Here is a 26352-nt window from a genome sequence, read left to right as displayed (position 1 = left end):
GCGTTATGAATGGTGGAGTGAAAACCGTCGCTGTCGTTGACTACGGCATGGGCAATCTGCGGTCGGTGTCGCAGGCGGTGAAGGTCGCCGCCGAAGGCACGGGCTACGAGGTGATCGTGACCTCGCAGGCCGACGATGTGCACCGGGCCGAACGCGTGGTGCTGCCGGGCCAGGGCGCCATGCGCGACTGCATGCGCGAACTGCGCGAATCCGGCCTGTTGCCCGTGGTGCTCGAGGCTGCGGCCAACAAGCCGTTGTTCGGTGTGTGCGTGGGCATGCAGATGCTGCTCGATCACAGCCAGGAGGGCGACACGCCGAGCCTGAGCCTGATTCCCGGCGAAGTCGTGAAATTCGACCTGGCCGGCCGCAGCCAGCCCGACGGCAGCCGTTTCAAGGTACCGCAAATGGGCTGGAACCGTGTTTGCCAGGTTCGGCCGCACGCGGTCTGGGGCGATGTGCCCGACGACAGCTGGTTCTATTTTGTCCACAGCTACTATGCCCGTCCGGCCGATGCGATCCACAGCGTGGGCGAAGCCGATTACGGCGGGCGCTTTACCGCGGCTGTTGCACGCGATAATATTTTTGCCACGCAGTTCCATCCCGAAAAGAGCGCAGCCCAGGGGCTGGCGCTTTACCGCAATTTCCTGGGATGGCGGCCGTGACGCCGACGAAGCCGCTTCCGTGCGCTTCGGGCGTCCGGCCAGGCTTCGTGTATCTTTCCTTTCCATCCATTTTTTCGGCCGGCGCGCATCCGGTCGTGTTTTGCCTGTAATCCCGTATCCATCATGCTGCTGATTCCCGCCATCGATTTGAAAGACGGTCAATGTGTACGCCTCAAACAGGGCGACATGGCACAAGCCACAACCTTCGGCGACGATCCCGCCGCCATGGCCACCCAGTGGCTGGAAGCCGGCGCCCGGCGCCTGCATCTGGTCGACCTGAACGGTGCTTTTGCTGGCAAACCGCAGAATCTGTCGGCCATCAAGTCGATTCTGAAAGTGGTCGGCAACGACATTCCCGTGCAGCTCGGGGGCGGTATCCGTGACCTCGACACGATCGAGCAGTACATCGATGCCGGCATTCGTTACGTCATCATCGGCACGGCAGCGGTCAAGAACCCCGGCTTCCTGCAGGATGCCTGCAGCGCTTTCGGCGGGCACATCATCGTCGGCCTCGATGCCAAGGACGGCAAGGTGGCGACCGACGGCTGGAGCAAGCTCACCGGTCACGAGGTCGTGACGCTGGCCAAACGTTTCGAGGACTACGGCGTGGAGTCGGTCATCTACACGGATATCGGCCGCGACGGCATGCTCAGCGGCATCAACATCGAGGCCACGGTCAAGCTGGCCCAGGCCCTGTCGATCCCGGTGATCGCCTCGGGCGGTCTGTCGAACATGGCGGACATCGACGCCCTTTGCGCCGTCGAGGACGAAGGCGTGGAAGGCGTGATCTGCGGCCGTGCCATCTACTCGGGCGACCTGAACTTCACGGTGGCCCAGGATCGTGCCGACGAACTCAACGGCTGAGCCGGTTTTCCTTCTGTCCCGCCCCGAGGCAGCCGGCTGCCTGCCGGCACCGACCTGATTTCCCATCGCGATTCATCATGCTGGCCAAACGTATCATTCCTTGCCTGGACGTCACGGGCGGCCGCGTCGTCAAGGGCGTCAATTTCCTCGAACTGCGCGATGCGGGCGACCCGGTCGAAATCGCCGCGCGCTACAACGAGCAGGGCGCCGACGAACTGACCTTTCTCGACATCACGGCCACCAGCGACGAGCGCGACGTGATCCTGCCCATCATCGAGGCGGTCGCGTCCCAGGTGTTCATTCCCCTGACCGTGGGCGGCGGCGTGCGGACCGTGGCCGATGTGCGCCGTCTGCTCAATGCCGGCGCCGACAAGACCAGCTTCAACTCGGCTGCGCTGGCCAATCCGCAGGTCATCGACGAAGCCTCGGACAAATACGGTTCGCAGTGCATCGTGGTGGCGATCGACGCCAAACGCCGCCAGGGCGACGACCTGTTGCAGCGCGGCGAGGGCTGGGACGTCTACAGCCACGGCGGCCGCCGCAACACCGGTCTGGATGCGGTGCAGTGGGCCAGCGAAATGGCCCGCCGGGGTGCCGGCGAGATCCTGCTGACCAGCATGGACAAGGACGGCACGAAAAGCGGTTTCGACCTGCTGCTCACGCGTGCGGTGAGCGATGCGGTGGGTGTTCCGGTGATTGCATCGGGCGGCGTGGGCAACCTCGATCACCTGGCCGATGGCGTGCAGCAGGGCGGTGCCGACGCGGTGCTGGCCGCCAGCATCTTCCACTACGGCGAATACACCGTGGGCCAGGCCAAGGCGCGCATGGCCGAACGCGGCATCGTCGTTCGGCTCTGATCGCGCCGGGGCCGCCTTACATCCGGTAGGCTGCGCGCGCCAGGGCCCGGGCCAGGATGGCCGAGGGGTCGACCAACGGCCAGTCTCGGGCCGCAACGGCCTGGGGCAGGGCCAGCGGGATTTCCGTGCAGGCCATCACCAGCGCAATATCGCCATGCTGTTCGCGCAGCCGCATGCCGGCCTGCACAAATCGTTCTTCGGCGAGCGCCAGACGGCCGACCTTCACGCCGTCGTAGATCCCTTCCATCAGCCAGCGCCGGGTCTGCTCGTCGGGCACGATGCAGCGAATGCCGTGGGCCTCGAAAGCCGGGTCGTAGAGCCCCATGCGGTAGGTGCCCGTCGTGGCCAGCAAAGCGGCCTGCCGGGTGCCGCGGCGTGCCAGTTCGGCAACGGTTTCCTGGGCGATGTGCAGCAGTTGCACGCCCGGTGCGCTGGCCTGCAGCGGCGCATGCCAGGCATGCGCCGTGTTGCAGGAGATGGCCACGGCCTGGGCGCCGAGATCGGCGAGCCGGCCCAGCGTACGGCGCGTGGCTTCGAGCGGTTGGGGGGCCTCGGGGTCGTTGAGCGCGCGGGTGCGGTCGACGATGGGCACCTGGGCCAGCCAATGCTCGGGATAGGCCTGGTCGTTGATGGCCTGCCCGCGTTCGAGCAGGCAGGCGTCGCAGGACTGAAGAAACAGCCGGGCGAAGTCGACCCCCGCAGCCGGGCCCATGCCGGCCAGGATGCCGACGGTCGCCGTCGTTGCCTCGGTGTCGGCCACGGAAGCAGATAAAACGGAAGAGGCAGGGTGGGAGACGTGGGTCATCTGAGCATGCTGGACATGGCGGACAGGCTGTTGATCATACGCACCGCCGACTCGATGTCGGGCGCCGAGAAGCGCAGTTCGTCGCCTGCCGTGCGCACCAGGCCCGGCCACTGGCAGAACAGGTCGGCCAGGGCGGTGGTCTGGGTCTGCAGCGTGATCTGCAGCGGCTTGCCGGTTTCGGCCAGCAGGAGCGGCCGGCAGGCGCTGCGGCCGGCGACGGCCTGCTGCACACCGGCCCGGATGGCGGCGCAGGACTGTGCAGGCGACAGGCTGATGCCGCTGTTGGCGCCTGTGGCGCGTTTGGTCTGGACCCAGGTCGTGTGCGGAAACAGGTCGCGGTTTTCTTCGATGAACACGTCGTCGCCGCTGGCCATGATGACGGCTGCACCATAGGCGCCGGCCAGGGCGCCGTAGAGGCCCGCCTCGCCGAGCTCGCGGCCGTCGACGGCGATGCGGGCGAACGCGAAGCTGTTGATGGTGTGCGCCAGGATGCCGAGCCCCTGGGCGCGCGAGTGATAGCCGATCAGGCACACGCCGTCCATGCCGAGCTCGACGCCCGAGACCATGCTCAGGTAACGGGGCTTGCCCTGGATGGCCTGCGCCCGTTCGTCGAGCAGATCGGGCGGCATGTTGCGGAAGGCACCATGCGAGTCGTTCACATAGACCTGGGATGCGCCCGCGTCGTAGGCGCCGGCGATCGCGGCATTGGCCTCGGCGGCCATGAGCCGGCGTGCACGTTCGTATTCCGGGTTGCCGGGGCGTACCTGCTCGGGGTGGTAGACGCCGGCGACGCCTTCGATGTCGACAGAGATCAGGATGTTCATGGATAAGGCGGGTCCGTGCGACGGACCTCGATCGAGGAGCGGATTCTTGTTTGTCAGTCCAGGCGGGCCAGCAGATCGCGCAGGGCGCGGCGATGGTGCCCGTTGCGGCCGGTGACCGGTGAAGCCCACCACAGCGCATGCACGATGGCTTGCTCGACGCTGTCGGCGGCGGCCTGGAACAGGCCGTCGAGCAGGGTTTCATGCACCGTGGAGACGGCGGGCATGGGCCGGTCGGCCTGGTGGGGCAGGGTGTAGGCGGTCGAGAACGCCAGCGCGATGTCGCCGCTGCCGTGACCGTAGACCGATCCGGTGCGCGCCAGGCCGGCGCCCGCGCGTGCGGCGAGCCGGCTCAACTGGCGTGCGTCCAGCGGGGCATCGGTGGCCAGGACCATGATGATGGAGCCTTTTTCCGGCGCCTGGGCCTGGGCGCGGGCCTCGTCGTCGAGCAGCGTGGCCAGTTGCGGGCCGAGCCGTTCGCCGCCCCAGCAGAAATTCGGCAGCACGCCATAGTTGGAGAGGACCAGTGCCCCGACCGTGAAGGTCCGGGGAACGGGCCGGCCCTGCTGGATGGCCTCGTGGGGCTGGGCATGGGACATGGGCACACGGCGCGAGGCGCTGCCGATGCCGCCCTTGAGCTGGAAACTCGACATGCCGCGACCGGCGCCGACCGAGCCCTGAGCGGGCTGCAGGCCGGCCTGGGTGCAGGCCGCCAGGTAGTCGTCACCCGTGACCGCCATGCGCTGGATGTCGTTCAGAAAACCGTCGTTGCATTCGAGCACCAGCGGGTTGACGGTGGGCAGGCTGCGGCCGGTTTCCGGATTGGCCTGCCCGCACTGGCGGATCTGCGCCTCGGCGACTGCGCTGACCGAGTACGTGTTGGTCAAGGCGATCGGTGTCTCGAGCTGCCCCAGTTCCTGGAGCTGGACCAGCCCCACGCTCTTGCCGAAGCCGTTGATCACCGCCAGCCCGGCCGGCACCTTGTCGCGGTAAGGATCGCCGGCATGGGGGTCGATGACGGTCACGCCCGTCTGCACGTCGTCCCGGTCGAGCGTGGCGTGACCCACGCGCACGCCGGCGACGTCGGTGATCGCATCGAGCGGGCCGCTGGCCAGCAGGCCGATGCGCGGCGGCTGCGATCGCAGCCGTGCGGCAAGGGCCTGCGCCGGCGACACGTCATGCATGGTGGCGGACATCATGTCTGACGGTCGATCTTGGGGTCGAGCGCATCGCGCAGGCCGTCGCCCAGCAGATTGAAGGCCAGCACGGTCAGGAAGATGGCCAGGCTGGGGAACAGCGCGACGTGGGGTGCGTTGACCATGTCGGCCCGCGCCTCGTTGAGCATGGCGCCCCATTCGGGCGTGGGCGGTTGAGCGCCCATGCCCAGGAAGGACAGGCTGGCCGCCGTGATGATCGAGGTGCCCACGCGCATCGTGAAGTACACGACGATGGACGAGATCGTTCCCGGCAGGATGTGGCGCATGATGATGGTCCAGTCCGACGCGCCGATGCTGCGGGCCGACTCGATGTAGGTCATCTGCTTGAGCACCAGCGTGTTGCCGCGCACCAGCCGGGCGAAGGCCGGCACGCTGAACACGGCCACGGCCACGACCACGTTGGTCATGCTGCTGCCCAGGATGGCCACCACGCCCAGCGCCAGCAGGATGCCGGGGAAGGCGAACAGCACGTCCGAGATGCGCATGACGATGCGGTCCCACCAGCCTTCGTAGTAGCCGGCCAGCAGGCCCAGTGCGGTGCCGATCAGGCCGCCCACCAGGACCGACAGGAAACCCGCCGCCAGCGAGATGCGGGCACCCATGAGGATGCGGCTGAAGATGTCGCGGCCCAGCGGATCGACGCCGAACCAGTGCATGGCCGAAGGACCGTCGTTGAGGCGGTCGTAGTCGAAGAAGTTTTCTGCGTCGAAGGGAGCGAGGTAGGGCGCCAGCACGGCGGCGAGCACCAGCAGCAGCACGAACACCAGGGCGGCGACCGCCACACGTTGCTTCTTGAACTTGCGCCAGAACTCGCGCCAGGGTGTGCGGATCGCCCCGTCGGCGACGGATGCCGCAGTGGCTGCGACGGAGGCGGCAGCAATCTGTGCCGCGTCGGGAGGGGTAGGAATGGAGGGCGTGGTCATGCCGGAATGTCTCGGTGGGGCTGCGGTTTATTTGTAGCGGATGGTCGGGTTGATGTAGCCGTAAAGCATGTCCACCACCAGGTTGATCAGGATGAACTCCAGCGAGAACAGCAGGACCAGGGTCTGGATCACGGGGTAGTCGCGCATGTTGACGGCGTCGACCAGCAGGCGGCCCAGACCGGGCCAGTTGAAGACCGCCTCGACGACGATGGAGCCGCCCAGCAGGAAACCGAACTGCAGGCCCATCATGGTGACCACGGGGATCAGCGCATTGCGCAGGCAGTGCTTGAGGATGACCACCCGTTCGTTGAGGCCCTTGGCACGCGCGGTGCGCACGAAATCGTCCTGCACCACTTCGACGAAGGAGGCCCGCGTGAAGCGTGCCATCACGGCCGCGACGGCCGCGCCCAGGGTGATGGACGGCAGGATGTAGTGCAGCCACGTGGAGGCGCCCACCGTGGGCAGCCAGCCCAACTGGACCGAGAACACCTGCATCAGCACCATGCCCAGCGCAAAGGCGGGAAACGAGATGCCCGAGACCGCCAGCGTCATGCCCAGGCGGTCGGGCCATTTGTTGCGGTAGACCGCGGAGACGATGCCGATGCCCATGCCGAAGATCACGGACCACACCATGCTGGTGATGGTGAGCAGCAGCGTGGGCATGAAACGTTCGCCGATCTCGTCGATCACCGGACGGCGGGTGCGGATGGATGTACCGAAATCACCTTGCACCATGTGCTTGAAGAAGTTCAGGAACTGCTCGGGCAGGGGCTTGTCCAGGCCCAGGTCCTGGCGAACCAGGGCGACCGTGGCTTCGTCGGCGTCCTGTCCGGCCGCCAGCCGGGCGGGATCGCCGGGCAGCATGTGCACGAAAAGAAAAACCAGGACAGAGACGATGAGCAGCGTGGGCAGCAGGCCGGCCAGTCGTTTGAGAAAGTAGTTCAGCATGAAAGCGGGACTGCACGAGGCAGTCGATGGTGCAAGGTCACCGGGGGCACCTCGGACGAGGCACCGCCGGTTTTTTTTGAGAAGGGTTCCCCACGGCCGGTCCGCCGCGGGGAACGGGGGCTGCCAGGCAGCCTTACTGGGTCGCGATTTCGTCGCTGTTGATGTTGCCGTCGGGCATGACGAACACGCCGGACAGGCGCTTGCTGTGCGCCGACAGGTTCTGCTCGGTCACCAGGGGGATGCGCGGCAGATCCTTGGCCAGTTGTTCCTGGGCGGTCTTGTACAGCTCGGCCTTCTCGGCATCGTCGACGCTCACGAGGGCCTTGGCGATGGCGCCGTCGGTCACCGGGCTGCTGTAGAACGACATGTTGTTGAGCTTGGGGGCCCAGGCTTCGGTGGCGAACAGCGGACGCAGCGCCCAGTCGGCTTCACCGGTCGACGACGACCAGCCGGTGTAGTACAGGCGGACCTTGGCGGTCTTGGGGTCGGGCCAGGAATCGACCTGCTCGGCACGCTGGCCGGGTTCGAGCGCCTGCACCTGCATCTTGATGCCGACCTGTGCGAGCTGCTGCTGGACGAACTGGATCACCTTCTGGCTGGTGGTGTTGTTGTAGGCGCTCCACAGCGTGGTCTCGAAGCCGTTGGGATAGCCGGCTTCCTTGAGCAGGTCGCGTGCCTTCTGCGGGTTGTACGGGATCGGGTCCATCTTCACGGCGTACTGGATGCCTTGCGGCACGAAGCCCTGGGCCGGGAAGGCAAAACCGCTGAACGCCACCTTGGCCAGCGCTTCCTTGTTGACGGCGTAGCCGATGGCTTCACGTACCTTCGGGTTGTCGAAGGGTTTCTGCAGCATGTTGAAGCTCAGGAAACGCACGATGATCGAGGGCGTGGTCACCACTTCGATCTTGTCGACCTTCTTGAGGATGGCGGCCTGTTCGTAAGGCAGCGGGTAGGCGAAGTCGGCTTCGCCGGTCTGCAGCATGGCGGCACGCGTGTTGTTTTCCAGCACGGGCTTCCAGCTCACGCCGTCGACCTTGGGGTAGCCCTTTTTCCAGTAGCCGTCGAACTTCTTGCCGACGATGGCTTCGGTCTGCTTCCATTCGACGAACTCGAAGGGGCCGGTGCCGACGGGGTGGAACGCGATGTCCTTGCCCCACTTCTGCAGTGCGGCCGGCGAGATGATGGCGGCCGAGGCATGGGCCAGCGAGTTGATGAAGGGGCCGAAGGGCTCCTTGAGGGTGATGCGCAGGCTCAGGGGGTTGACGGCTTCGACCTTGGCGATGCGGTTGAACTGGGTGGCGCGCAGCAGGCGGTTCTCCGGGTTCATCACGCGATCGAGGTTGGTCTTGACGGCGGCGGCGTTGAACTCGGTGCCGTCATGGAACTTCACGCCGGCGCGCAGCTTGAAGGTGTAGACCAGGCCGTCCTTCGAAACGTCGTAGCTCTCGGCCAGCACGTTGCGGACCTTGAGGTCCTTGTCGAACTGGAACAGGCCTTCGTAGAAGGTCTTGGTCACCGCCGTGGTCATGGTGGTGTTGGTGTTGTACGGGTCCAGCGTCTCGGGCTGCTGGCCGATGGCCAGGATGGCATTGCCGGCGGCCAGCACCGAACCGGAAGCAGCCAGCGCGGCCAGGGCCAGCAGGCTCGACGCGATGCGTCGGGAGTGGATCGTTTTCTTCATGGTGAACTCCAGGTTGGAAGTGAGAGAGGACAGGCTTTGGATGAAGAACTCGAACAGGGTCGAGCGTGCTTGGGTGCCACGGTCCGCCCGGCGGGCGGCCGCGATCTGGGTGATGTCGGTCAGTAGAGGTTGGCGATGGCGTGGCGGGCCACGAAATGGCCTTCGCCCACCTGCACCAGGGGTTGCACGACGGGCTCGTCGCCCAGTGCCCGGATGGGACTGGGGATCTCGCCCTCGAGCAGTGCGCGCTTGAGGTGGCGGCGCGCCGGGTCGGCGATGGGGACGGCGGCCATCAGCTTCTTGGTATAGGGGTGCTGCGGGTTCTCGAAAATCGCGCGGCGCGGGCCGATCTCGACGATCTGGCCGAGGAACATGACGGCCACGCGGTGGCTGATGCGTTCGACCACGGCCATGTCGTGCGAGATGAACAGGAAGGCCACGCCCAGCTCGCGCTGCAGGTCGAGCATGAGGTTGACGATCTGCGCCTGGATGGACACGTCGAGCGCGGAAACCGACTCGTCGGCCACCACCACCTTGGGGTTGAGCGCCAGTGCGCGCGCAATGGCGATGCGCTGGCGCTGGCCGCCCGAGAACTCGTGCGGGTAGCGCTGCGCATACTCGCGCGGCAGGCCGACCTTCTCGAGCAGCCAGTCCACCCGTTCCTGCGCGGCCTTGCCGCTGGCGACCTTGTGCACGAGCAGCGGCTCCATGATGGAGAAACCCACCGTCAGGCGCGGGTCGAGCGAGGCGAAAGGGTCCTGGAAGATGAACTGGATGTCGCGGCGCAAGGCCTGCACCGCGCTGGTGGGCAGGTCGAGGATGTTGCGGCCACCGAACTCGATGGCACCGCTCTGGCTCTCGACCAGGCGCAGCAGCGAGCGGCCCGTGGTGGACTTGCCGCAGCCCGATTCGCCGACGATCGCCAGCGTCTCGCCGGGATACAGATCGAAACTCACCTTCTCGACCGCGTGAACACGCCGCTTGACGCGGTTGAGCAGGCCTGCGCGGAGGTCGAAGCGGGTCACCAGATCCTTGACGCGCAGGATCGGCTGCGCGCCTGCCGGCCGGGTGTCGACCGGTGCCGATTCGAGTGTGACCGAGGCCGCTTCGACCTTGTTGATCAGCTCGAAATGACGGGGCAGGTCGGTGCCCTGCATCGCGCCCAGCTTGGGCACGGCCGACAGCAGCGCACGGGTGTAGGCATGGCGGGGTGCGGCGAAGATCTGCGACGACGGGCCTTCCTCGACCTTGTCGCCACGGTACATCACCACCACCCGGTCGGCGACTTCGGCCACCACGCCCATGTCGTGGGTGATGAAGATCACGCCCATGTGCATGTCGTCCTGCAACTGGCGGATCAGCTGGAGGATCTGGGCCTGGATGGTGACGTCGAGCGCCGTGGTCGGCTCGTCGGCGATCAGCAACTGGGGTTTGCACGACAGCGCCATGGCGATCATCACGCGCTGGCGCATGCCGCCCGACAACTGGTGCGGGTAGCGGTCGAGCACATTGCGCGCTTCGGGAATGCGCACCAGCTCGAGCATGCGCAAGGCCTCGGCGCGTGCCGCCGCCCGATCCATGCCCTGGTGATGGCGGATGGATTCGGCGATCTGGTCTCCGGCGGTGAACACCGGATTGAGCGAGGTCATGGGCTCCTGGAAGATCATGGCCACGTCGGCGCCGCGCACCGACCGCATGGTGGCGTTGCCGGCGCGTGCGAGGTCGAGCACCTGGCCGTTGCGGCGGCGCAGGGCGACCTGGCCGTTGACGATCTTGCCGCCGCCGTGCTCGACCAGGCGCATCAGGGCCAGCGAGGTCACCGACTTGCCCGATCCGGACTCGCCCACGATGGCGACCGTCTCGCCGCGGTCGACATGGAAGGAGAGGTCGCGCACGGCATCGACCGTGCGCTCGGAGTTGGCGAACCGGATCGTCAGGTCGGCCACGCTCAGCACGCGTTGCTCCGGCATGCTGGCGGCCAGCGACGGGGAAGATGGAGTAGAGGAGGGGGTCATAGGGAGAGAGAGGCGCCGGGCACGCGAACGGCCCTGCGGGAGGTCAATCAAACGAGGGGTTCGTCGCGGAAGATGGCGGTCTGCGGCCGTTCGCCGACCCGGGCATGACCGCGGTACATGCCTTCGGTGTTGAAGCACAGGCTCACGCTGCCCGTGCGGTCCACGGCGATCAGGCCACCCGTGCCGGCGATGGCCGGCAAGGCCTGGTGCACCACGGCCTGGGTGGCGTCCTGCAGCGTGGCGCCGCCGTAGGCCATGCGTGCGCAGACGTCGTGTGCGGCGCTGACGCGGATGAAGCTCTCGCCATGGCCGGTGCACGACACGGCGGCGGTGCGGTCGTCCGCATAGGTGCCCGAGCCGATCAGCGGACTGTCGCCGATGCGGCCGGGCTGCTTGTTGGTCATGCCGCCGGTCGAGGTCGCCGCCGCGAGGTGGCCCCGCGCGTCGAGCGCCACGGCACCCACGGTGCCCATCTTGCGGTCTTCGTCGAGCGGCCGGCCGGCGAGTGCGGCGGCGCCGTCGTGGTCGAGCACGGCACCGGCGTGGCGGGCACGGGCGGCATGCAGTTGCTGACGGCGTGCCTCGGTCGAGAAGTAATCCGGCGATACCGCGGCCAGCCCGGCTTCCCGTGCCACGGCCTCTGCGCCTTCGCCCGCCATCAGCACGTGCTGGCCCCGGACCATGACGGCGCGGGCCGCCTCGACCGGGTTGCGCACCCGGCAGACGCCGGCAACGGCGCCTGCAGCCAGGGTGGCGCCGTCCATGACGGCGGCATCGAGCTCATGGGTTTCCCGCGACGTGAAAACCGCCCCGTGGCCGGCGTTGAACAGCGGGCAGTCTTCCAGCAGCTTCACGGCCAGGCAGACGGCGTCCAGCGCCGTGCCACCCGCCGCCAGGATCTGCTGGCCGGCTTCGAGGATGCCGTGCAGGGCTGCGTGATAGGCCTCGGCCTGTTCGGGCGAGATCTGGCCGCGGCTGAGGGTGCCTGCGCCGCCATGGATGGCGATCACGGGACGAACGGCAGCCGATGCGGCGGGAAATGAAGGGGCGGACATGGAAAACGGAGGCAATGGAAACGGAGCGGCAGAAACTGGAGCGGGGCGGTTGGAGACGGGCGTGATCAGGGAAGCGAGATTGACATCAGGCGATTTCCGAAAGAGGTGATCGAATCAGCCCGGATCGCGCAGCGGCGGCACCTGAGGCCCGCTGGGCGAGGGCGCAGGCACGGCGGCGGCCACCGTGGCACCCTGGCCTCCTCGCGGACCCGCACCGGCCTCGAGGCGGCCGCGTGTGCCGTCGTGCAGCCAGGGCAGCACGGCTTCGGTCATGCGTGCCGCGGACTTGACCGACTCCTTGGCCTGATGGGCGACGGCGCTGGTCAGCGCCTCGATCATGGCCAGGGCCGACGATTCGGAGTTCGCCGCGTACTGGTTTTCGGTCTGGGCGAAAAGGCAGACGTGGGCATGCGGCACCAGCGGTGAACGGGGGCCGTCGGTGAGGGCCAGCACGCTCACGCCGCGCTGGAAGGCACCCTGGGCCAGCAGCACCGTGTCGGTCAGGTAACGCGGGTAGCTGATGGCGATGAGCATGTCGTCGGGCGTCATGCGCGGCAGCAGGCGCGCGCCGTAGGAGGCACCGGCCACGCCGGCCAGCAGGTGCACGTTGTCGCAATGGCCGTCGAGGCCGCGCTGCAGCAGGCCGGCCAGCCAGCCGCTGGCGCCGAAGCCCGCCAGATAGATGCGCCGTGCGCGCAGGATGGTGCTCACCGCCGCCTCGCACGAGGCCGCGTCGAGCGCCTCGCGGGTCGCGGCCACGTTGCGCTGGCTTTCCTCGAGCGCGGCGGCGAACACATCGCGCATGCTGCTGGGCTTTTCCAGCTTGATGCGCATTTTTTCGATGGGGGCCAGCATGGCCTCGAAGCCGCGCACCAGCTCCGCGCGCAGCATGGGATAACCGTCCAGGCCGATGGCGCGCGCAAAACGATTGGCCGTGGCCACCGACACGCCCACGGCGGCCGCCAGCTCGTCGATCGGCATGGTGGCGGCCTGCAGCGGGTGGGCCAGCACGTAGTCGGCCATCTGCTGGTGCGAGCGCGTGAGGTTGGGGCGCACCCGGCTGATGCGGATGGCGATGGTCAGGTCGCTGGCGTCGGACGTATCGGGCATGGCGGGCAGGCGGTTTCAGAGCCGCGAGCGGTCTGACAAAAAATTTACATTTGTCGAATCATAAGGAAAATTTTTGATCATTCAAGCTTTAATTCATGAGGGACTTCCCGGTGCGCAACTGCTGTGCCGTGCCCGCAACGTTCCCGGGCCGAGGCTTTCGGACCCTGGGCGTGTGCCACGCGGGCCAAATGACAGACAATGGCGTGATGAATTGGCTCGATGAAGTGAAATGGGATGAACAGGGGCTGGTCCCCGTCATCGCTCAAGAGCACGGCAGCAAGGACGTGCTCATGTTTGCCTGGATGAACCGCGAGGCGCTGGCCCGCACGGCCGAGCTGCGCCGTGCGGTCTACTACAGCCGTTCGCGCGGCAAGCTGTGGTTCAAGGGCGAGGAGTCCGGCCACGTGCAGATCGTGCACGACATCCGCCTGGACTGCGACAACGACGTGGTGCTGCTCGAGGTCACGCAGACCGGGCACGAACCCGGTATCGCCTGCCACACCGGCCGTCACAGTTGTTTCTTCAAACGTCACGACAATGACACGTGGCTGACCGTCGAACCGGTCTTGAAGGACCCGGCCAGCATCTATAAGTAAGACCCATGAGCGCCCCAGATTTCTCCCAGGACGCGCTGGCCCGCTTGGCCGCCGTCATCGAATCCCGCAAGCCGGCCAATGGCGGCGACCCGGACAAGAGTTACGTCTCCCGCCTGCTGCACAAGGGGCCGGACAGCTTTCTCAAGAAGATCGGCGAAGAGGCCACCGAGGTGGTCATGGCTGCCAAGGATGTCGACCATGGGGCCGATGCCTCCAAGCTGGTCTACGAAGTGGCCGATCTCTGGTTCCACAGCATGGTGGCGCTGGCGCATTACGGTCTGTCGCCGCTGGACGTGGTGACCGAACTCGAGCGCCGCGAAGGCACCAGCGGGCTCGAGGAAAAGGCGCTGCGGAAGGCCCAGGCCCGCGAGTCCGGCCAGGCCTGAGACCGCGTTTCCGTATCCTTCAACCCGGGAGACCTGTCATGCAAACTCCGTATCGCGACGACAGCAGCCTGAGCACCGTGGGCTGGGTCAGCTACATCCTCCACCTCATCGTGGCGGTGGCGGCCGTCATCCCCACGGCGCAGGCTTCCATCCTGCTGCTCCTGCTGGCTTTCATCCTGGACATGGTCAAGCGCGGCGACGCCGTGGGTTCCTGGCACGAAAGCCATTTCAGCTGGCGCATCCGCTCGGTGGTCTGGGCCGGATTGCTCTACCTGATCACCGCGCCGCTGTGGCTGTTCTTCATCGTGCCTGGCTGGATCGCCTGGGCCGCCATCTCGATCTGGTTCCTCTATCGCATCGTGCTCGGCATGGTGCGCATGAACCGGCATCAGCCGGTCTGAGTCCCGATTTCCCACGAACGAGTCTTTTCGGAATCCGAACGTGTCCGTTTCCTCTCTCCCTGTCGATGCCGCCGAGGCCCGCACCGCCGCTCACGATCCCGACTGCATCTTCTGCAAGATCGCTGCGGGCCGGATTCCGTCGCGCAAGGTCTACGAAGACGACGAGCTGTATGCCTTCCACGACATCGCGCCCTGGGCACCGGTGCATATTCTGGTGATCCCGCGCCGGCATATCGTGTCGCTGGCCCATGTCGGGCCGGACGATGCCGCGCTGCTCGGGCGCATGGTCGCCCTGGCGCCCGTGCTGGCGCAGCAGGCCGGCTGCCGGCCTTACCCGGAGGGCGGTTTCCGGGTGCAGTTCAACACCGGCGGCGACGGCGGGCAGGAGGTGCATCATCTGCACATGCACGTCGTGGGAGGCGCGAGGCCCTGGCTCAAGGGCTGACCGCAGACCGCATTCACGCCGGCCCGCAGCCGCCGCTGGCGCCGCCGGGCTTCCGACTTCGATCCTGTTTTGATATCTTGGGGTGCAACAGGCGCGCCGCCAGCGACCGGAAAAAACGCTGACGGTGTGAAACACCTTGTTCCTGTAGCGGGCAGCGAGTGCTGCTCACCACTAAAATACTCGTTCACTTAGGAGATTTCCATGGGTTCCTTTTCCATCTGGCACTGGCTGATCGTGCTGCTTATCGTGGTGATGGTGTTCGGCACCAAGAAACTGCGCAACATGGGTCAAGACCTGGGTGGTGCGGTCAAGGGCTTCAAGGACGGCATGAAAGACGGCAACGAAGCGGAGAACAAGCAGGTCACCGAATCGTCCGCGCTCGACAGCAAGCCCACCATCGACGTCGACGCCAAGGAAAAACGCTGAGTGCGTGTCTTGGCAGTCGTTCAGGACACCGGTGGGATCCATCCACCGGTCGGCTGGACGTCGTGTGGCTTGATTGAAGTCATGCCTCGGGTTCAGCACGCAACGGGTTTTTGCGCATGATTGATATCGGTTTTTCCAAAATCGCACTCATCGGGGCGGTCGCGTTGATCGTGATCGGCCCTGAGAAACTGCCGCGCGTCGCCCGCACCGTGGGCATGCTGCTGGGCAAGGCGCAGCGTTACGTGGCGGATGTGAAGGCCGAAGTCAACCGGTCGATGGAGCTCGACGAGCTGCGCAAGATGAAGGACACGGTCGAGACCGCTGCACGCGACGTGCACAGCAGCGTGCAGACCCAGGTCAGCGATTTCGAACAGACCTGGCGAGACACCTCCAGCGACCTGTCGAGCAGCTACGACGGCAGCGGCGCCTCGTCGGAGGGCAGCACCTCGGCGCTCGAAGCCGCCGGATCGGGCGTTCTCGGCAACGTGGTTCCGGCCTACCGCAACCCCAACAAGAACTGGCGTGCCAAACGCACGGCCGTGCCGCAGTGGTACAAGGTCCGTAGCCGCAGCAAGCGCGCCAGTGCGCTCTCGGGCGCCGCGCGGGTGGTGCGAGAGCGCCAGTCGGGGCCGTCCTCGTCCGGTCCGTGCGCCTGAGCGCGCGCCACCGCCTCGTCATGTCCGCCGGGGCCCAGACGGCGGCGGGCTGCCCCAGGCAGCCCTTTTCCTGGCCCTGAGTTTTCCCGAGAGATTTGATCTTGGCTGATCCCAAAAAAGAAGACGAGCTCGCCGGCAGCGAACAACCCTTTGTGCAGCACCTCATGGAGCTGCGCGACCGTTTGCTCAAGGCCGTACTGGCCATCGCCATCGTGGGGGGCGTGCTGGCGTTCTATCCGGGGCCGGGTCGTCTGTACGATTTCCTGGCAGCGCCCCTGGTTGCCCACCTGCCCGTGGGGGCGACGCTGATCGCCACCTCGGTGATCTCGCCTTTCCTGGTGCCGCTGAAGATTCTGCTGATGGCGGCGTTCCTGATCGCCTTGCCGGTCGTGCTCTACCAGGTCTGGGCGTTTGTGGCACCGGGCCTGTATTCGCACGAAAAGCGGCTGGTGCTGCCCCTGGTGGTGGCATCGACCCTGCTGTTCCTGATCGGCGTGGCCTTCTGTTATTACTTCGTGTTCGGCCAGGTCTTCCAGTTCATCCAGAGCTTTGCACCCAAGAGCATCACGGCGGCGCCTGACATCGAGGCCTATCTGAGCTTTGTGCTCAGCATGTTCCTGGCTTTCGGCGTGGCCTTCGAAGTGCCCATTGCGGTGGTGGTGCTGGCCCGCATGGGCGTCGTCACCATCGAAAAACTCAAGAGTTTCCGCGGCTACTTCGTGGTGGGCGCATTCGTGGTGGCCGCCATCGTGACGCCGCCCGACGTGGTCTCGCAACTGGCTCTGGCCATTCCGATGTGCCTGCTGTACGAGCTGGGCATCATTGCGGCCCGCCTGTTCATTCGCAACACGCAGGCTTCCGAGGACGAATCCACCGAAGTCAACAAGGACTCGGCGGCCTGAATCCAGGCCCATGTCCCCGCCCATGGCGTGGCGGGTCGACGATACAAGACAGAACGGCAAGAGGTCATGAGGCCTCTTGCCGTTTTTGTTTGCTGCTCGGGTGCCGGCCCGTCTCCCCGGTCTTGCCGGGGCCGGTTCTCAGCGCGGGTTGCGCTGCGGGCGCGTGCCCGGCACGACCTTGAGGCTCGCGGCACGGTTCTGACGCTGGATCTCCAGCGTGGCGGGCTCGCCCGGGCGCAGCGCGGCGACGCGGGTCAGCAGTTCGGCCACGTTGGCGATGGGCTGGCCTTCGAGGCTGGTGATCACGTCGCCCGGCTGAAGCCCGGCCTGGGCACCCGGACCGGCCTGCAGCACGCCGGTCACGATGACACCGCTGTTCTGGCCCAGGCCCAGCGTCTCGGCCAGTTCGCGGTTGAGCTCCTGGGTCTCCACGCCGATCCAGCCGCGGATGACCTTGCCGTCGCGCACGATGCCGTCGAGCACCATGCGTGCGGTCGAGACGGGAATCGCAAAGCCGATGCCCATGGAGCCTCCCGAGCGCGAGTAGATGGCGGTGTTGATGCCCAGCAGATTGCCGTAGGTGTCGACCAGGGCGCCGCCCGAGTTGCCGGGGTTGATGGCGGCATCCGTCTGGATGAAATTCTCGAAGGTGTTGATGCCCAGCTGGTCGCGGCCCAGCGCGCTGACGATGCCGCTGGTCACCGTCTGGCCCACACCGAAGGGGTTGCCGATGGCGAGCACCCGGTCGCCGATGGCCGCGCTGTCGGCTTGCGCCATGGTGACCACGGGCAGGTCGGGCAGGTCGATCTTGAGCACGGCCAGATCGGTATCGGGATCGGTGCCGACCACGCGGGCCTGTGCCGTGCGCCGGTCGTTGAGGGTGACTTCGATCTGGTCGGCGCCCTCGATCACATGGTTGTTGGTGAGGATGTAGCCTTCGGGGCTGAGGATCACGCCCGAGCCCAGGCTGGCTTGCGCCTGGTTGCTGGGGGCGCCGAAGAATTCGAACCAGGGGGCCAATCCTTCGGGGATCTGTGCCGGCGTCTTGCTGCTGTTGATGCTGACCACGGCCGGCGCCGCTTTCTGGGCCGCGTCGCGGAAGCTGTCGGGCGCACCGCGTTCGTAGTGCTCCTGCGGCGCCTCGACCACGGGTACGGCGCCCTGCGTGTTGAGACTCGCGCCGCGCTGCAGCCATTGGGGCTTGAGCGTGGACACGACAAACAGCGCGGCCAGCAGGACGGTCACGGATTGGGAGAACAGCAGCCAGAGGCGTTTCATGGGCAGGGCAATGGGCTTGGAGATGACGATGGCGCCCGCAGGGTACACGGGCGCTGGGTGTCATTGTGCTTCAAGTGGCCCGGCACGGCGGTTCGGCGCACGCCCCTGTTTGCACGAGGGCTCGCGGGCCTACAAGGGTAACGCTAAGGGTCTACCCTTAGAAGCGATTTAGAATGTCGGGCTTGCCCTTTGCTCGCCGCCGTGTCAGCGGTGGATGGCGACCCTGCCGGATCGCCGCAGGGCAGGCTGCCGCCCCCTTCGACCGGCGCGGCGTCTCTCGGTTCATGCCTTCTTCCCCTTCGTGGAGCGACCGTGCACCTGCGTGCACTGAAGGCCGGCCTGTTTTTGTTTGTTTCGGATATTGATCATGTCTACACCTGCCGCCCCTGCGGGCGCCCTGACGGAGTCCACGCATCGACCGCTGACACGCGGCGATTACAAAACCCTGGGTCTTTCGGCCCTGGGCGGCACGCTGGAGTTCTACGACTTCGTCATCTATGTGTTCTTTGCCACGATCGTCAGCAAGCTGTTCTTCCCGGCCGACATGCCGGACTGGCTGCGCATGCTGCAGACCTTCGGCATCTTTGCGGCCGGTTACCTGGCGCGTCCCATCGGCGGCATCGTCATTGCGCACTTCGGCGACGTGGTGGGCCGCAAGCGCATGTTCACGCTGTCCATCTTCCTGATGGCGGTGCCGACGCTCATCATCGGCCTGCTGCCGACCTACGAGACGCTGGGCGTGGCCGCACCGCTGCTGCTGCTGGCCATGCGCATGCTGCAGGGTGCCGCGATCGGCGGTGAGATGCCGGGGGCCTGGGTCTTCGTGGCCGAGCACGTGCCGGCCAACCGCTACGCCTTCGGCGTCGGCACGCTGACCGCCGGCATCACGGGCGGCATTCTGCTGGGTTCGTTGATGGCGATTTTCATCAACGCCGTGTACGAACCCCAGCAAGTGATGGACTACGCCTGGCGCATTCCGTTCATTCTGGGCGGCGTGTTCGGGCTGGTGTCGGTCTACCTGCGCCGTTACCTCGAAGAAACGCCGGTGTTCAAGGAACTGGCCTCGCGCCGTGCCAAGGCGATGGAACTGCCGCTCAAGACCGTGCTGCGCGAACACCGTGCGGCCTGCGTGCTGACGGCCGCCATGACCTGGGTGCTCTCGGGCGCCGTGGTGGTGGTCATTCTGATGACCCCGGCTTACCTGGAAACCTGGTACCAGATCCCGAGGCAGGATGCGATGGTGGCCAACTGCGCCGCCACGCTGATGCTGACCATCGGCTGCATGCTGGTGGGCTGGGCCTGCGACCGCATCGGCACCCGGGCGGTGATGATCATCGGCTGGGGCGGCCTGGCGCTGTCGAGCTACTGGTTCTACAGCCAATTGCCGGGCACCGGCAGCTCGCTCATCTGGGGCTATGCGTTGATGGGCTTTTTCGTCGGCAGCATTTCGCTCACGCCCATCGTCTCGACCCGCGCCTTTCCGCCGGCCGTGCGTTTCACGGGCCTTTCGTTTGCCTACAACATGGCCTACGCCGTGTTCGGCGGCCTCACGCCGGTGCTGATTTCGCTGTGGGTGAAGCAGGACGTGCAGGGCCCCGGCCATTACGTGCTGGCCCTGGCGCTGCTGGGCATGGCCCTGGCGTTCGTGCCGATGAGCAGCCGCGGCTACAAGGCCTGAACCTCGGCCGACTGAACGAGCGGGACCGAAGACGGCCCGGGCCGGCTTTGCGACAATGCGGGCCATGACTGCCACGACGACTTCTCCCGCCGTCACGCGCCAGCACCTGCTGGCGGCGTTCGACGATATTCTCCAGCCCGGCCGCTTCAAGGACTATGGCCCCAACGGCCTGCAGGTCGAGGGCAAGGCCGAGATCCGCACGCTGGTCTCGGGCGTGACCGCCAGCCTGGCGCTGATCGAAGCCGCCGTGGCCGCCGGCGCCGATGCCCTGGTGGTGCACCACGGCCTGTTCTGGCGAGGCCAGGATGGCCGCGTCACCGGCTGGATGAAGCAGCGGCTGGCTGCGCTGCTGGCCAGCGGCATCAATCTCTATGCCTACCACCTGCCGCTCGATGCCCATGCCGAACTGGGCAACAACGCGCAGCTCGGCGCGCGGCTGGGGGTGCAGGCCGAACGGCATTTCGGTGAGCAGGATCTGGGCAGCGTAGGGCCGCTCGATGCGCCGCTGGCCGCCGAGGAATGGGTGAGCCGGGTCGAGCGCGTGCTGGGACGGACCCCGACCTGGGTGCCCGGCGACGGCCGCCCGCTGCGCCAGATCGCCTGGTGCACCGGGGGCGCGCAAGGCTACTTCGAAGCGGCTATCGCGGCCGGTGCCGATGCCTATGTCACCGGCGAAATCTCCGAGCCGCAGGCTCATTACGCCCGCGAAATGGGTGTTGCCTTCATCGCTGCCGGCCACCACGCCACCGAACGGTATGGCGTGCAGGCGCTGGGCGCGCAAGTCGCCGGCCAACTGGGCCTGTCGCACCGGTTCATCGACATCGACAATCCCGCATGAACGGCCCGTCCTCTTTTTCCGTCCCCGCCGACAGTGCGGAACATGTGGCACAGGCGCAGGCCCCGGTGCGGTTGCCGCTGGCCGTGACCCTGGGCGATCCGGCCGGCATCGGCCCTGAAACCATCGCCATGGCGTTCCGCGACCACCCGCAACGCATGGCAGGCTGTTTTGTGGTGGGCGACGTGGCCGTCATGCGCCGGGCGGCGGCCGTGATCGGCGGACATCTGCCCGTGGTGACGATCGGGCAGCCGGCCGATGCCTGTGCCGACCTGCCGCCCCGGTTGATGCCGGTGCTGGCCGTGCATCCGGGCGCCGAGACCGATCCGGCTCGTGCGCCGTTGCCGGCTTTCGGTGTGGTGGATGCCCGCGCCGGCCGCATGGCCGCCGATGCGGTGGTGTGGGCCGCGCGCGCCGTGTTGCGCGGCGAAGCCGCCGGCATGGTGACTGCGCCGCTGCACAAGGCCGCATTATCCGCAGCCGGCGTGGCGTTTCCCGGCCATACCGAAATGCTGCAGGCCGAGGCGGCGCGTGCCTTGGGCTTGCCCGTCGAGCAGGTCCCGGTGCGCATGATGCTGGCCAACGAGGAGTTGCGGACCGTGCTCGTCAGCATCCACGTCTCGCTGCGGCAGGCCATCGATGCCGTCAGCCGCGATCAGGTGCTGGAGACGCTGCGCATCACGCATGCGGCTCTCAACCGCTGGCCCGAGATCGCCGCGCAGGGCGGTCCCCGCCTGGCCGTCGCGGGCCTCAATCCCCATGCCGGAGAAGACGGCCTGTTCGGCCGCGAGGAGATCGACCACATCGCCCCGGCCGTCGAGGCGGCGGTGCGCGAGGGCATCCAGGCTTTCGGGCCCTATCCGCCGGATACGGTGTTCATGAAGGCGCGGCGCCCCGAAGGCGCGATCCGCGGTACCTACGATGCGGTCATCGCCATGTACCACGACCAGGGGCTGATCCCCGTGAAGTATCTGGGGGTGGAGCACGGCGTCAATGTCACGCTGGGCCTGCCGCTGGTGCGCACCAGCCCCGATCACGGCACGGCATTCGACATCGCCGGCCAGGGCGTGGCCTCGCCGGCCAGCCTGCTGCAGGCGGTCAAGATGGCGCGCCAGCTCTGCGGCACGCCGGTGGTCTGATCAAAGGGCACCCGGCGCGCCCGGCGTGAGACCGCGCTGCCGGGCAGGCCGCCTGGCTCAGGGCAGGGGCGGTGTGTCGCGGCCCTTGAGACTGTCGCGGATCTCGCGCAGCAGCACGATGTCTTCCGGCGGGGCCTTGGGGGCGGCAGGTGCGGGCTTGGGCTCTTCGCGCTTGAGGCGGTTGATCTGCTTGATCATCAGGAAGATGATGAAGGCCAGGATCAGGAAGTTGACCGCCACGGTGATGAAGCTGCCATAGGCAAACACCGGAACGCCCGCTGTGCGGAGGGCCGTCAGGTTGTCGGCCACGCCGGCCGGTATGTCGCCGATCACCACGTAGTAGTTCGAGAAATCGAGATTGCCGGCCACGGCCCCGACCAACGGCATGATCACGTCCTTGACCAGCGAATCGACGATCTTGCCGAAAGCGCCGCCAATGATCACACCGACGGCCAAGTCGATGACGTTGCCCTTGATGGCGAATTCCCGGAATTCTTTCATCATGCCCATACAGTACTCCTTGTCTGGTGACGGTCAAAAAACGAAGTGCGAATGGGCGGATTATGAGGGTCTCATGCCCATTTTGGGAATCTGGCCGAGTCGGTGTCGGCCGCCTGAGCCTGTCAGCAGCGCCGTCGGCACGGTCCGTTCGCGGCGATCGCGGGGCCATTACTCGTCGCCCGCGATCAACCTCTGGCCCTGGTTTCGGGCATATCGGGGATAATGCTCGGTTCGCGGTCTTCCGGAGACCGTGCCTGGCCCTGCGGGGCCTTGAGTGAACGTTGACCGCAAGCACTGCTTTTCGAAGTGCTTTTCGAGGTGCCGGATGCGTGTAAAGCCACTGTCATTGCCAGGGTCGTCACCCGTCGGGAGTACGCAGGGCGGTGTGCGCTGTCTTCGCCTGGTCTGGCGCTTGCGCCCGTGGGTTGCGATCTCCGGTGCATCGAACGGCGTGTCCGGTAGGCCTTTCGGTGCCGGGGATGAACCGGGTCGTCTGCATCTTCGCACAGCGGGGATGTGGGCAGGCCGGGCCGGTTCGGTCGAACGAACGAACAATGGATTCGGGAGCCGCGTATCGATGCGTACGCGACTCCTTTTACGATTTTTTAGGAGCTGATGCCATGATGGTGCTGTATTCGGGAACGACGTGTCCGTATTCCCACCGTTGCCGTTTTGTCTTGTTTGAAAAAGGCATGGATTTCGAGATCCGCGACGTGGACCTCTACAACAAGCCCGAAGACATCAGCGTGATGAACCCCTACGGTCAGGTTCCCATCCTGGTCGAGCGCGACCTGATTCTGTACGAGTCGAACATCATCAACGAGTACATCGACGAGCGTTTCCCTCATCCGCAGCTGATGCCCGGCGACCCGGTCGACCGCGCGCGTGTCCGCCTGTTCCTGCTCAATTTCGAGAAGGAGCTGTTCACGCATGTCTCCACGCTGGAAACGCGCGGCGCCAAGAGCGGCGACAAGAGCCATGAAAAGGCCCGTGCCCACATCAGCGATCGCCTGACGCAGCTGGCACCCGTGTTCCTCAAGAACAAGTACATGCTGGGCGACAACTTCTCCATGCTCGACGTGGCCATTGCCCCGCTGCTGTGGCGCCTGGATTACTATGGCATCGAGCTGTCCAAGAACGCGGCACCCCTGCTCAAGTATGCCGAGCGCATCTTCTCGCGTCCGGCCTACATCGAGGCGCTGACGCCCTCGGAAAAGGTCATGCGCAAGTAACAAGCAGCCCGATCGATTGCTGCAACCCAGGATGCGGGGCCTGCGAACGGAGCGACCTCTGTTCGCCGGCCTCGCGTCGTTTTGGATTCCCGGTTATGACTGACATCGCCAATACCTCGACACGTCCCTACCTGATCCGCGCCCTGCATGAATGGTGCTCGGACAACGGCCTCACGCCCTATATCGCCGCCCATGTCGACGGTTCGGTGCAGGTGCCGATGGAGTTCGTCAAGGACAACGAAATCGTGCTCAACGTGAGCTACGACGCCACCAGTGCGCTGCAGCTGGGCAACGAATTCGTTTCCTTCAGGGCCCGCTTCGGCGGCGTGCCGCGCGACATCATGGTGCCGATCGACCACGTCGTGGCCATCTACGCCCGCGAGAACGGCCAGGGCATGGCCTTCCCGCCGCCCGCGCCGGTCGCAGCCGCTCCGGCCGCGCCCAGCCTGGCCTCGGTCGACGGCGGCGGCCAGTCGTCGTCTGCCGCCTCTGCGCTCGGCGACGAGACAGCCGGCGATGCGCCTGCGACGTCTTCTTCCTCGTCTTCGCCCGTGCAACTCGTGGTGGCTTCTTCGGGCAGCAGCAGCAGCGGCGACGGCGGCGACGCCGCCACGGCAGCGCGCGACGACGCTTCGGGTGCCGCCGACAGTCCGGAAAAAGACGATGGCGACGTGCCGCCGACCAGCCCCCCGCCCGGCGGAAGCCGGCCGTCGCTCAAGCTGGTGAAGTAAGCGGGCAAGGGGGCAAAGGCCGCTGCTGCCGATGCAAGTGTTGTGCAGTTTGGCCCGATCCGGCCCCGCCTGCCATTACAATATTGCGAGTCGCCGGTTTAGCTCAGTTGGTAGAGCACCCGCCTTGTAAGCGGTAGGTCGTCAGTTCGAATCCGACAACCGGCACCAGTTCAAGCCCCCAGTCTTCCGAGACTGGGGGCTTTTTCTTTTGAGGCACGGCTGTGCACGGGTTTTCCATCAGTTCTTCAATCGTCTATATGTATACGATTAGGCGAATGGAGCCTCTTATGCAATTTCTCAAGCCTGCCCTTCAACCGTCCGCCTTCGACGAGATCAAGAACACGTCCCTGGGGAAGCTGGTCCGGGACCAACTGCTGGGGCAGATCATGTCCGGCGCTCTGGAGCCGGGTCAGGCTCTGCGTGAACCCGATCTGGTCGAGCAGATGAAAGTCTCACGGGTGCCCGTGCGCGAGGCGCTGCGTGAGCTCGAAAGCATGGGTCTGGTGGTGTCGCGCAAACATTCGGGCGTGTACATCCGCGAGCTGTCGCTGCAGGAGGTGGCCGACCTGTATGCCTTCCGTTCGGTGCTCGACCGCCATGCCGGCCAGATGGCCGAACGTCTGCCCCAGCCGCAGCGCGATGAGCTCGTCGCGAAACTGCAGGCCTGCGTGCAGCAGATGGACGAAGGCCTCACGCAGGGCCATGGACAGACCTACTACCAGGCCAATCTGCAGTTCCACTGGCTGTTCATCGAAAGCACGGGCAACCGCGAGATCGCGAACAGCTACCGCGACATCATCCAGAAACTCCACCTCGCGCGGCTCAAGAACCTGTCGAGCCAGGATCACCGCCGTGCATCCAACGAGGAACACAAACGCATCGTGCGTGCACTGGAGCAATCCGCGAGCGAACTCGCGCCACAAGCCTGTGCCGGCCTGCTTGCCGACCATGTGCTGAATGCTTACCGACGACTCGCCGAAAACTGACTGACGGCATCCGTCTAGCCATCCGGACCTAGCCCACCGGATCGGCCAGCCGCAGGCGAAGTCGCTTCCCCCCGGCGACTCTTCATGGCGAGCCGCGCCAGGCGGAGCCATGGGAATTTGCGATCTTTCCTCTCGATAAAAAACCTGAACAGGAGACAAAAATGGATCGTCGTGTTTTCTTGATGGCTGCCAGCGCTGCAGCTTGGGCTGCCGGACCGGGAGGGCTGCGGGCGCAGCCGCGGTACCCGGACCGGCCCATCACCTATGTGGTGCCCGTCGCGGCGGGGGGCGGAAGCGATTACGTGGGGCGGGCCACCACCACCTTGTGGGGCAAGGCTCTGGGGGCCACGTTCGTGGTCGAAAACCATGGCGGGGGAGGCGGCGTGATCGCCTGTCAGAAGACGCTGCGCTCGGCACCCGATGGCTACACCCTGATGCAAGGCTATGTGGCGACGCTGGGCACCAGCCCGGCCACCCGCACCTTGCCCTACGACCCGATCAAGGATTTCACATCCATCGGCATGATCGGCGGCACGCCCAACGCGCTGATCGTCGATGCGAACCTGCCGGTTCGCAACTTCCGCGAGTTCGTCGAGTTCATGAAATCCGGCCCGCATCACAACTACGGGTCTGCGGGCGCCGGTTCGCTCACCCATCTCTTGATGGAACTGCTGAAGCTGAAGCTCGGGTTGTCGATCGAGCATGTGGCTTACAAAGGCATTGCGCCGGCCATCAACGATCTGCTGGGCGGCCAGACGCAGGCGATGTTTCCGGGGCTTGCGGCGGCCGTGCCGCATCTGACGGGCGGCAAGGTGCGCGCGATCGCGGTGACCGGCGAGCAGCGGACCGCAAAGTACCCCGACGTGCCGACTTTCAAGGAGCTTGGGGTCGACGGCTTCGACGACATTCTGCAGTGGTATGGCGTCTCGGGGCCGGCCGGCATGGATGCCGGCACGGTGGGCGTGCTCAACGAATCGCTGCAGAAGGTGCTCGCCAATCCCGAACTGGAAAAACTGCTGGAGGTCGAGGCGATCGTGCCGATGGCCATGACCCCGGCGGCGTTCGACGCGTATGTCAGAAAAGACCTCGCACGATGGAAAAAAGTCGCTCAGGAACAGAGCATCAAGCTGGATGCCTGACCCGATCGACTCGGGGCACCCACGCCGTGGGTGTCCTCATGTTTGTTCCCCTGTTGTCTCAAC

At 66.1% G+C, this 26352-nt stretch carries 28 protein-coding genes and 1 tRNA gene; 18 read left to right on the top strand and 11 right to left on the bottom strand.

Annotated features, from left to right (window positions below; all coding sequences use genetic code 11):
* The first annotated feature begins 5 nt into the window (after positions 1-5).
* From hisH to hisF, 3 genes are all read left to right on the top strand, one after another.
* On the top strand, positions 6-662 hold the full coding sequence (hisH, locus tag EC845_RS16330) for an imidazole glycerol phosphate synthase subunit HisH (RefSeq protein WP_123299173.1): 657 nt from the start codon (positions 6-8) through the stop codon (positions 660-662).
* Positions 663-785: 123 nt separating this feature from the next.
* Positions 786-1526: a 1-(5-phosphoribosyl)-5-[(5-phosphoribosylamino)methylideneamino]imidazole-4-carboxamide isomerase gene (hisA, locus tag EC845_RS16325; protein ID WP_123299172.1), complete on the top strand. Its 741-nt coding sequence runs from the start codon at positions 786-788 to the stop codon at positions 1524-1526.
* Positions 1527-1603: 77 nt separating this feature from the next.
* The gene (gene hisF, locus EC845_RS16320; protein ID WP_123299171.1) at positions 1604-2383 is read left to right on the top strand and encodes an imidazole glycerol phosphate synthase subunit HisF; all 780 of its coding nucleotides are present in this window, start codon (positions 1604-1606) and stop codon (positions 2381-2383) included.
* 16 nt (positions 2384-2399) lie between these two features.
* On the opposite strand, the gene EC845_RS16315 is transcribed toward hisF, so the two are convergent.
* From EC845_RS16315 to EC845_RS16275, 9 genes are all read right to left on the bottom strand, one after another.
* Positions 2400-3143, bottom strand: coding sequence for an aspartate/glutamate racemase family protein (locus EC845_RS16315; protein WP_255416912.1), 744 nt, complete (start codon positions 3141-3143; stop codon positions 2400-2402).
* 41 nt (positions 3144-3184) lie between these two features.
* Positions 3185-4012 carry a M55 family metallopeptidase gene (locus EC845_RS16310; RefSeq protein WP_123299169.1) on the bottom strand — a complete coding sequence of 276 codons (828 nt, stop codon included), beginning with the start codon at positions 4010-4012 and terminating at the stop codon, positions 3185-3187.
* Positions 4013-4065: 53 nt separating this feature from the next.
* On the bottom strand, positions 4066-5193 hold the full coding sequence (locus tag EC845_RS16305) for a P1 family peptidase (protein WP_123299216.1): 1128 nt from the start codon (positions 5191-5193) through the stop codon (positions 4066-4068).
* 11 nt (positions 5194-5204) lie between these two features.
* A complete protein-coding gene (gsiD, locus tag EC845_RS16300) occupies positions 5205-6149 on the bottom strand; it encodes a glutathione ABC transporter permease GsiD (protein ID WP_123299168.1) in 945 nt (314 codons plus the stop codon).
* 27 nt (positions 6150-6176) lie between these two features.
* A complete protein-coding gene (gsiC, locus tag EC845_RS16295) occupies positions 6177-7097 on the bottom strand; it encodes a glutathione ABC transporter permease GsiC (protein ID WP_123299167.1) in 921 nt (306 codons plus the stop codon).
* Between the two features lie 133 nt (positions 7098-7230).
* Positions 7231-8778, bottom strand: a complete 1548-nt coding sequence (gene gsiB / locus EC845_RS16290) for a glutathione ABC transporter substrate-binding protein GsiB (RefSeq protein ID WP_123299166.1) — start codon at positions 8776-8778, stop codon at positions 7231-7233.
* A 119-nt stretch (positions 8779-8897) separates the two neighbouring features.
* Positions 8898-10793 (bottom strand): dipeptide ABC transporter ATP-binding protein, encoded by a 1896-nt coding sequence (locus tag EC845_RS16285; RefSeq protein WP_123299165.1) that lies wholly within the window; start codon positions 10791-10793, stop codon positions 8898-8900.
* A 47-nt stretch (positions 10794-10840) separates the two neighbouring features.
* The gene (locus EC845_RS16280; protein WP_123299164.1) at positions 10841-11848 is read right to left on the bottom strand and encodes an isoaspartyl peptidase/L-asparaginase family protein; all 1008 of its coding nucleotides are present in this window, start codon (positions 11846-11848) and stop codon (positions 10841-10843) included.
* 114 nt (positions 11849-11962) lie between these two features.
* Positions 11963-12958 carry a MurR/RpiR family transcriptional regulator gene (locus tag EC845_RS16275; RefSeq protein WP_199739823.1) on the bottom strand — a complete coding sequence of 332 codons (996 nt, stop codon included), beginning with the start codon at positions 12956-12958 and terminating at the stop codon, positions 11963-11965.
* A 206-nt stretch (positions 12959-13164) separates the two neighbouring features.
* Between EC845_RS16275 and hisI the strand changes: the two genes are divergently transcribed.
* From hisI to tatC, 7 genes are all read left to right on the top strand, one after another.
* Positions 13165-13554, top strand: coding sequence for a phosphoribosyl-AMP cyclohydrolase (gene hisI / locus EC845_RS16270; RefSeq protein ID WP_123299162.1), 390 nt, complete (start codon positions 13165-13167; stop codon positions 13552-13554).
* Between the two features lie 5 nt (positions 13555-13559).
* Positions 13560-13940, top strand: coding sequence for a phosphoribosyl-ATP diphosphatase (locus EC845_RS16265; protein WP_123299161.1), 381 nt, complete (start codon positions 13560-13562; stop codon positions 13938-13940).
* A gap of 38 nt (positions 13941-13978) precedes the next feature.
* Positions 13979-14341, top strand: coding sequence for a hypothetical protein (locus tag EC845_RS16260; RefSeq protein WP_123299160.1), 363 nt, complete (start codon positions 13979-13981; stop codon positions 14339-14341).
* A 40-nt stretch (positions 14342-14381) separates the two neighbouring features.
* The gene (locus tag EC845_RS16255; RefSeq protein ID WP_123299159.1) at positions 14382-14786 is read left to right on the top strand and encodes a histidine triad nucleotide-binding protein; all 405 of its coding nucleotides are present in this window, start codon (positions 14382-14384) and stop codon (positions 14784-14786) included.
* Positions 14787-14987: 201 nt separating this feature from the next.
* Complete coding sequence (gene tatA, locus EC845_RS16250) at positions 14988-15212, top strand: Sec-independent protein translocase subunit TatA (RefSeq protein ID WP_123299158.1); 225 nt, start codon at positions 14988-14990, stop codon at positions 15210-15212.
* 116 nt (positions 15213-15328) lie between these two features.
* On the top strand, positions 15329-15868 hold the full coding sequence (tatB, locus tag EC845_RS16245) for a Sec-independent protein translocase protein TatB (RefSeq protein WP_123299157.1): 540 nt from the start codon (positions 15329-15331) through the stop codon (positions 15866-15868).
* A 101-nt stretch (positions 15869-15969) separates the two neighbouring features.
* Positions 15970-16770 carry a twin-arginine translocase subunit TatC gene (gene tatC, locus EC845_RS16240; protein ID WP_233598110.1) on the top strand — a complete coding sequence of 267 codons (801 nt, stop codon included), beginning with the start codon at positions 15970-15972 and terminating at the stop codon, positions 16768-16770.
* Positions 16771-16908: 138 nt separating this feature from the next.
* Here the strand turns inward: tatC and EC845_RS16235 are convergent, their stop codons facing one another.
* On the bottom strand, positions 16909-18048 hold the full coding sequence (locus EC845_RS16235) for a S1C family serine protease (protein WP_123299214.1): 1140 nt from the start codon (positions 18046-18048) through the stop codon (positions 16909-16911).
* 367 nt (positions 18049-18415) lie between these two features.
* On the opposite strand from EC845_RS16235, the gene EC845_RS16230 reads away from it, so the two are divergent.
* From EC845_RS16230 to pdxA, 3 genes are all read left to right on the top strand, one after another.
* Entirely contained in the window at positions 18416-19726 is a 1311-nt protein-coding gene (locus EC845_RS16230; RefSeq protein WP_123299156.1) for an MFS transporter, read from the top strand.
* Positions 19727-19790: 64 nt separating this feature from the next.
* Positions 19791-20564: a Nif3-like dinuclear metal center hexameric protein gene (locus EC845_RS16225; RefSeq protein WP_123299213.1), complete on the top strand. Its 774-nt coding sequence runs from the start codon at positions 19791-19793 to the stop codon at positions 20562-20564.
* Positions 20561-21700: a 4-hydroxythreonine-4-phosphate dehydrogenase PdxA gene (gene pdxA / locus EC845_RS16220; RefSeq protein WP_123299155.1), complete on the top strand. Its 1140-nt coding sequence runs from the start codon at positions 20561-20563 to the stop codon at positions 21698-21700. The genes EC845_RS16225 and pdxA overlap by 4 nt, the downstream gene beginning before the upstream one ends.
* A 57-nt stretch (positions 21701-21757) precedes the next feature.
* On the opposite strand, the gene mscL is transcribed toward pdxA, so the two are convergent.
* Entirely contained in the window at positions 21758-22210 is a 453-nt protein-coding gene (gene mscL, locus EC845_RS16215) for a large conductance mechanosensitive channel protein MscL (RefSeq protein WP_123299154.1), read from the bottom strand.
* A gap of 611 nt (positions 22211-22821) precedes the next feature.
* Here mscL and EC845_RS16210 point away from each other — a divergent pair.
* The 5 genes from EC845_RS16210 to EC845_RS16190 all read left to right on the top strand — a co-directional run bounded on the left by EC845_RS16210 (position 22822) and on the right by EC845_RS16190 (position 26289).
* On the top strand, positions 22822-23433 hold the full coding sequence (locus EC845_RS16210) for a glutathione S-transferase N-terminal domain-containing protein (protein WP_123299153.1): 612 nt from the start codon (positions 22822-22824) through the stop codon (positions 23431-23433).
* Between the two features lie 95 nt (positions 23434-23528).
* A complete protein-coding gene (locus EC845_RS16205; RefSeq protein ID WP_123299152.1) occupies positions 23529-24164 on the top strand; it encodes a ClpXP protease specificity-enhancing factor in 636 nt (211 codons plus the stop codon).
* A 92-nt stretch (positions 24165-24256) separates the two neighbouring features.
* Positions 24257-24332, top strand: a tRNA-Thr gene (locus EC845_RS16200).
* A 119-nt stretch (positions 24333-24451) separates the two neighbouring features.
* Positions 24452-25150 carry a GntR family transcriptional regulator gene (locus tag EC845_RS16195; RefSeq protein ID WP_123299151.1) on the top strand — a complete coding sequence of 233 codons (699 nt, stop codon included), beginning with the start codon at positions 24452-24454 and terminating at the stop codon, positions 25148-25150.
* Positions 25151-25311: 161 nt separating this feature from the next.
* Positions 25312-26289: a tripartite tricarboxylate transporter substrate binding protein gene (locus tag EC845_RS16190; RefSeq protein ID WP_123299150.1), complete on the top strand. Its 978-nt coding sequence runs from the start codon at positions 25312-25314 to the stop codon at positions 26287-26289.
* The last annotated feature ends 63 nt before the right edge of the window (positions 26290-26352 follow it).

It is taken from the genome of Comamonas sp. BIGb0124, assembly GCF_003752175.1.
Classification (GTDB): domain Bacteria; phylum Pseudomonadota; class Gammaproteobacteria; order Burkholderiales; family Burkholderiaceae_C; genus Comamonas_F.
Note: the sequence above shows the minus strand (reverse complement) of the source record. Positions and strands in the feature narration are given on the sequence as shown.

Excerpts from the sequence above, each read along its gene's own strand:
- hisH (WP_123299173.1), top strand. The coding sequence starts at position 6 with ATGAATGGTGGAGTGAAAACCGTCGCTGTCGTTGACTACGGCATGGGC.
- hisA (WP_123299172.1), top strand. The coding sequence starts at position 786 with ATGCTGCTGATTCCCGCCATCGATTTGAAAGACGGTCAATGTGTACGC.
- hisF (WP_123299171.1), top strand. The coding sequence starts at position 1,604 with ATGCTGGCCAAACGTATCATTCCTTGCCTGGACGTCACGGGCGGCCGC.
- EC845_RS16310 (WP_123299169.1), bottom strand. The coding sequence starts at position 4,012 with ATGAACATCCTGATCTCTGTCGACATCGAAGGCGTCGCCGGCGTCTAC.
- EC845_RS16305 (WP_123299216.1), bottom strand. The coding sequence starts at position 5,193 with ATGCATGACGTGTCGCCGGCGCAGGCCCTTGCCGCACGGCTGCGATCG.
- gsiD (WP_123299168.1), bottom strand. The coding sequence starts at position 6,149 with ATGACCACGCCCTCCATTCCTACCCCTCCCGACGCGGCACAGATTGCT.
- gsiC (WP_123299167.1), bottom strand. The coding sequence starts at position 7,097 with ATGCTGAACTACTTTCTCAAACGACTGGCCGGCCTGCTGCCCACGCTG.
- gsiB (WP_123299166.1), bottom strand. The coding sequence starts at position 8,778 with ATGAAGAAAACGATCCACTCCCGACGCATCGCGTCGAGCCTGCTGGCC.
- EC845_RS16285 (WP_123299165.1), bottom strand. The coding sequence starts at position 10,793 with ATGACCCCCTCCTCTACTCCATCTTCCCCGTCGCTGGCCGCCAGCATG.
- EC845_RS16280 (WP_123299164.1), bottom strand. The coding sequence starts at position 11,848 with ATGTCCGCCCCTTCATTTCCCGCCGCATCGGCTGCCGTTCGTCCCGTG.
- EC845_RS16275 (WP_199739823.1), bottom strand. The coding sequence starts at position 12,958 with ATGCCCGATACGTCCGACGCCAGCGACCTGACCATCGCCATCCGCATC.
- hisI (WP_123299162.1), top strand. The coding sequence starts at position 13,165 with ATGAATTGGCTCGATGAAGTGAAATGGGATGAACAGGGGCTGGTCCCC.
- EC845_RS16265 (WP_123299161.1), top strand. The coding sequence starts at position 13,560 with ATGAGCGCCCCAGATTTCTCCCAGGACGCGCTGGCCCGCTTGGCCGCC.
- EC845_RS16260 (WP_123299160.1), top strand. The coding sequence starts at position 13,979 with ATGCAAACTCCGTATCGCGACGACAGCAGCCTGAGCACCGTGGGCTGG.
- tatA (WP_123299158.1), top strand. The coding sequence starts at position 14,988 with ATGGGTTCCTTTTCCATCTGGCACTGGCTGATCGTGCTGCTTATCGTG.
- tatB (WP_123299157.1), top strand. The coding sequence starts at position 15,329 with ATGATTGATATCGGTTTTTCCAAAATCGCACTCATCGGGGCGGTCGCG.
- EC845_RS16235 (WP_123299214.1), bottom strand. The coding sequence starts at position 18,048 with ATGAAACGCCTCTGGCTGCTGTTCTCCCAATCCGTGACCGTCCTGCTG.
- EC845_RS16230 (WP_123299156.1), top strand. The coding sequence starts at position 18,416 with ATGTCTACACCTGCCGCCCCTGCGGGCGCCCTGACGGAGTCCACGCAT.
- EC845_RS16225 (WP_123299213.1), top strand. The coding sequence starts at position 19,791 with ATGACTGCCACGACGACTTCTCCCGCCGTCACGCGCCAGCACCTGCTG.
- pdxA (WP_123299155.1), top strand. The coding sequence starts at position 20,561 with ATGAACGGCCCGTCCTCTTTTTCCGTCCCCGCCGACAGTGCGGAACAT.
- mscL (WP_123299154.1), bottom strand. The coding sequence starts at position 22,210 with ATGGGCATGATGAAAGAATTCCGGGAATTCGCCATCAAGGGCAACGTC.
- EC845_RS16210 (WP_123299153.1), top strand. The coding sequence starts at position 22,822 with ATGATGGTGCTGTATTCGGGAACGACGTGTCCGTATTCCCACCGTTGC.
- EC845_RS16205 (WP_123299152.1), top strand. The coding sequence starts at position 23,529 with ATGACTGACATCGCCAATACCTCGACACGTCCCTACCTGATCCGCGCC.
- EC845_RS16195 (WP_123299151.1), top strand. The coding sequence starts at position 24,452 with ATGCAATTTCTCAAGCCTGCCCTTCAACCGTCCGCCTTCGACGAGATC.
- EC845_RS16190 (WP_123299150.1), top strand. The coding sequence starts at position 25,312 with ATGGATCGTCGTGTTTTCTTGATGGCTGCCAGCGCTGCAGCTTGGGCT.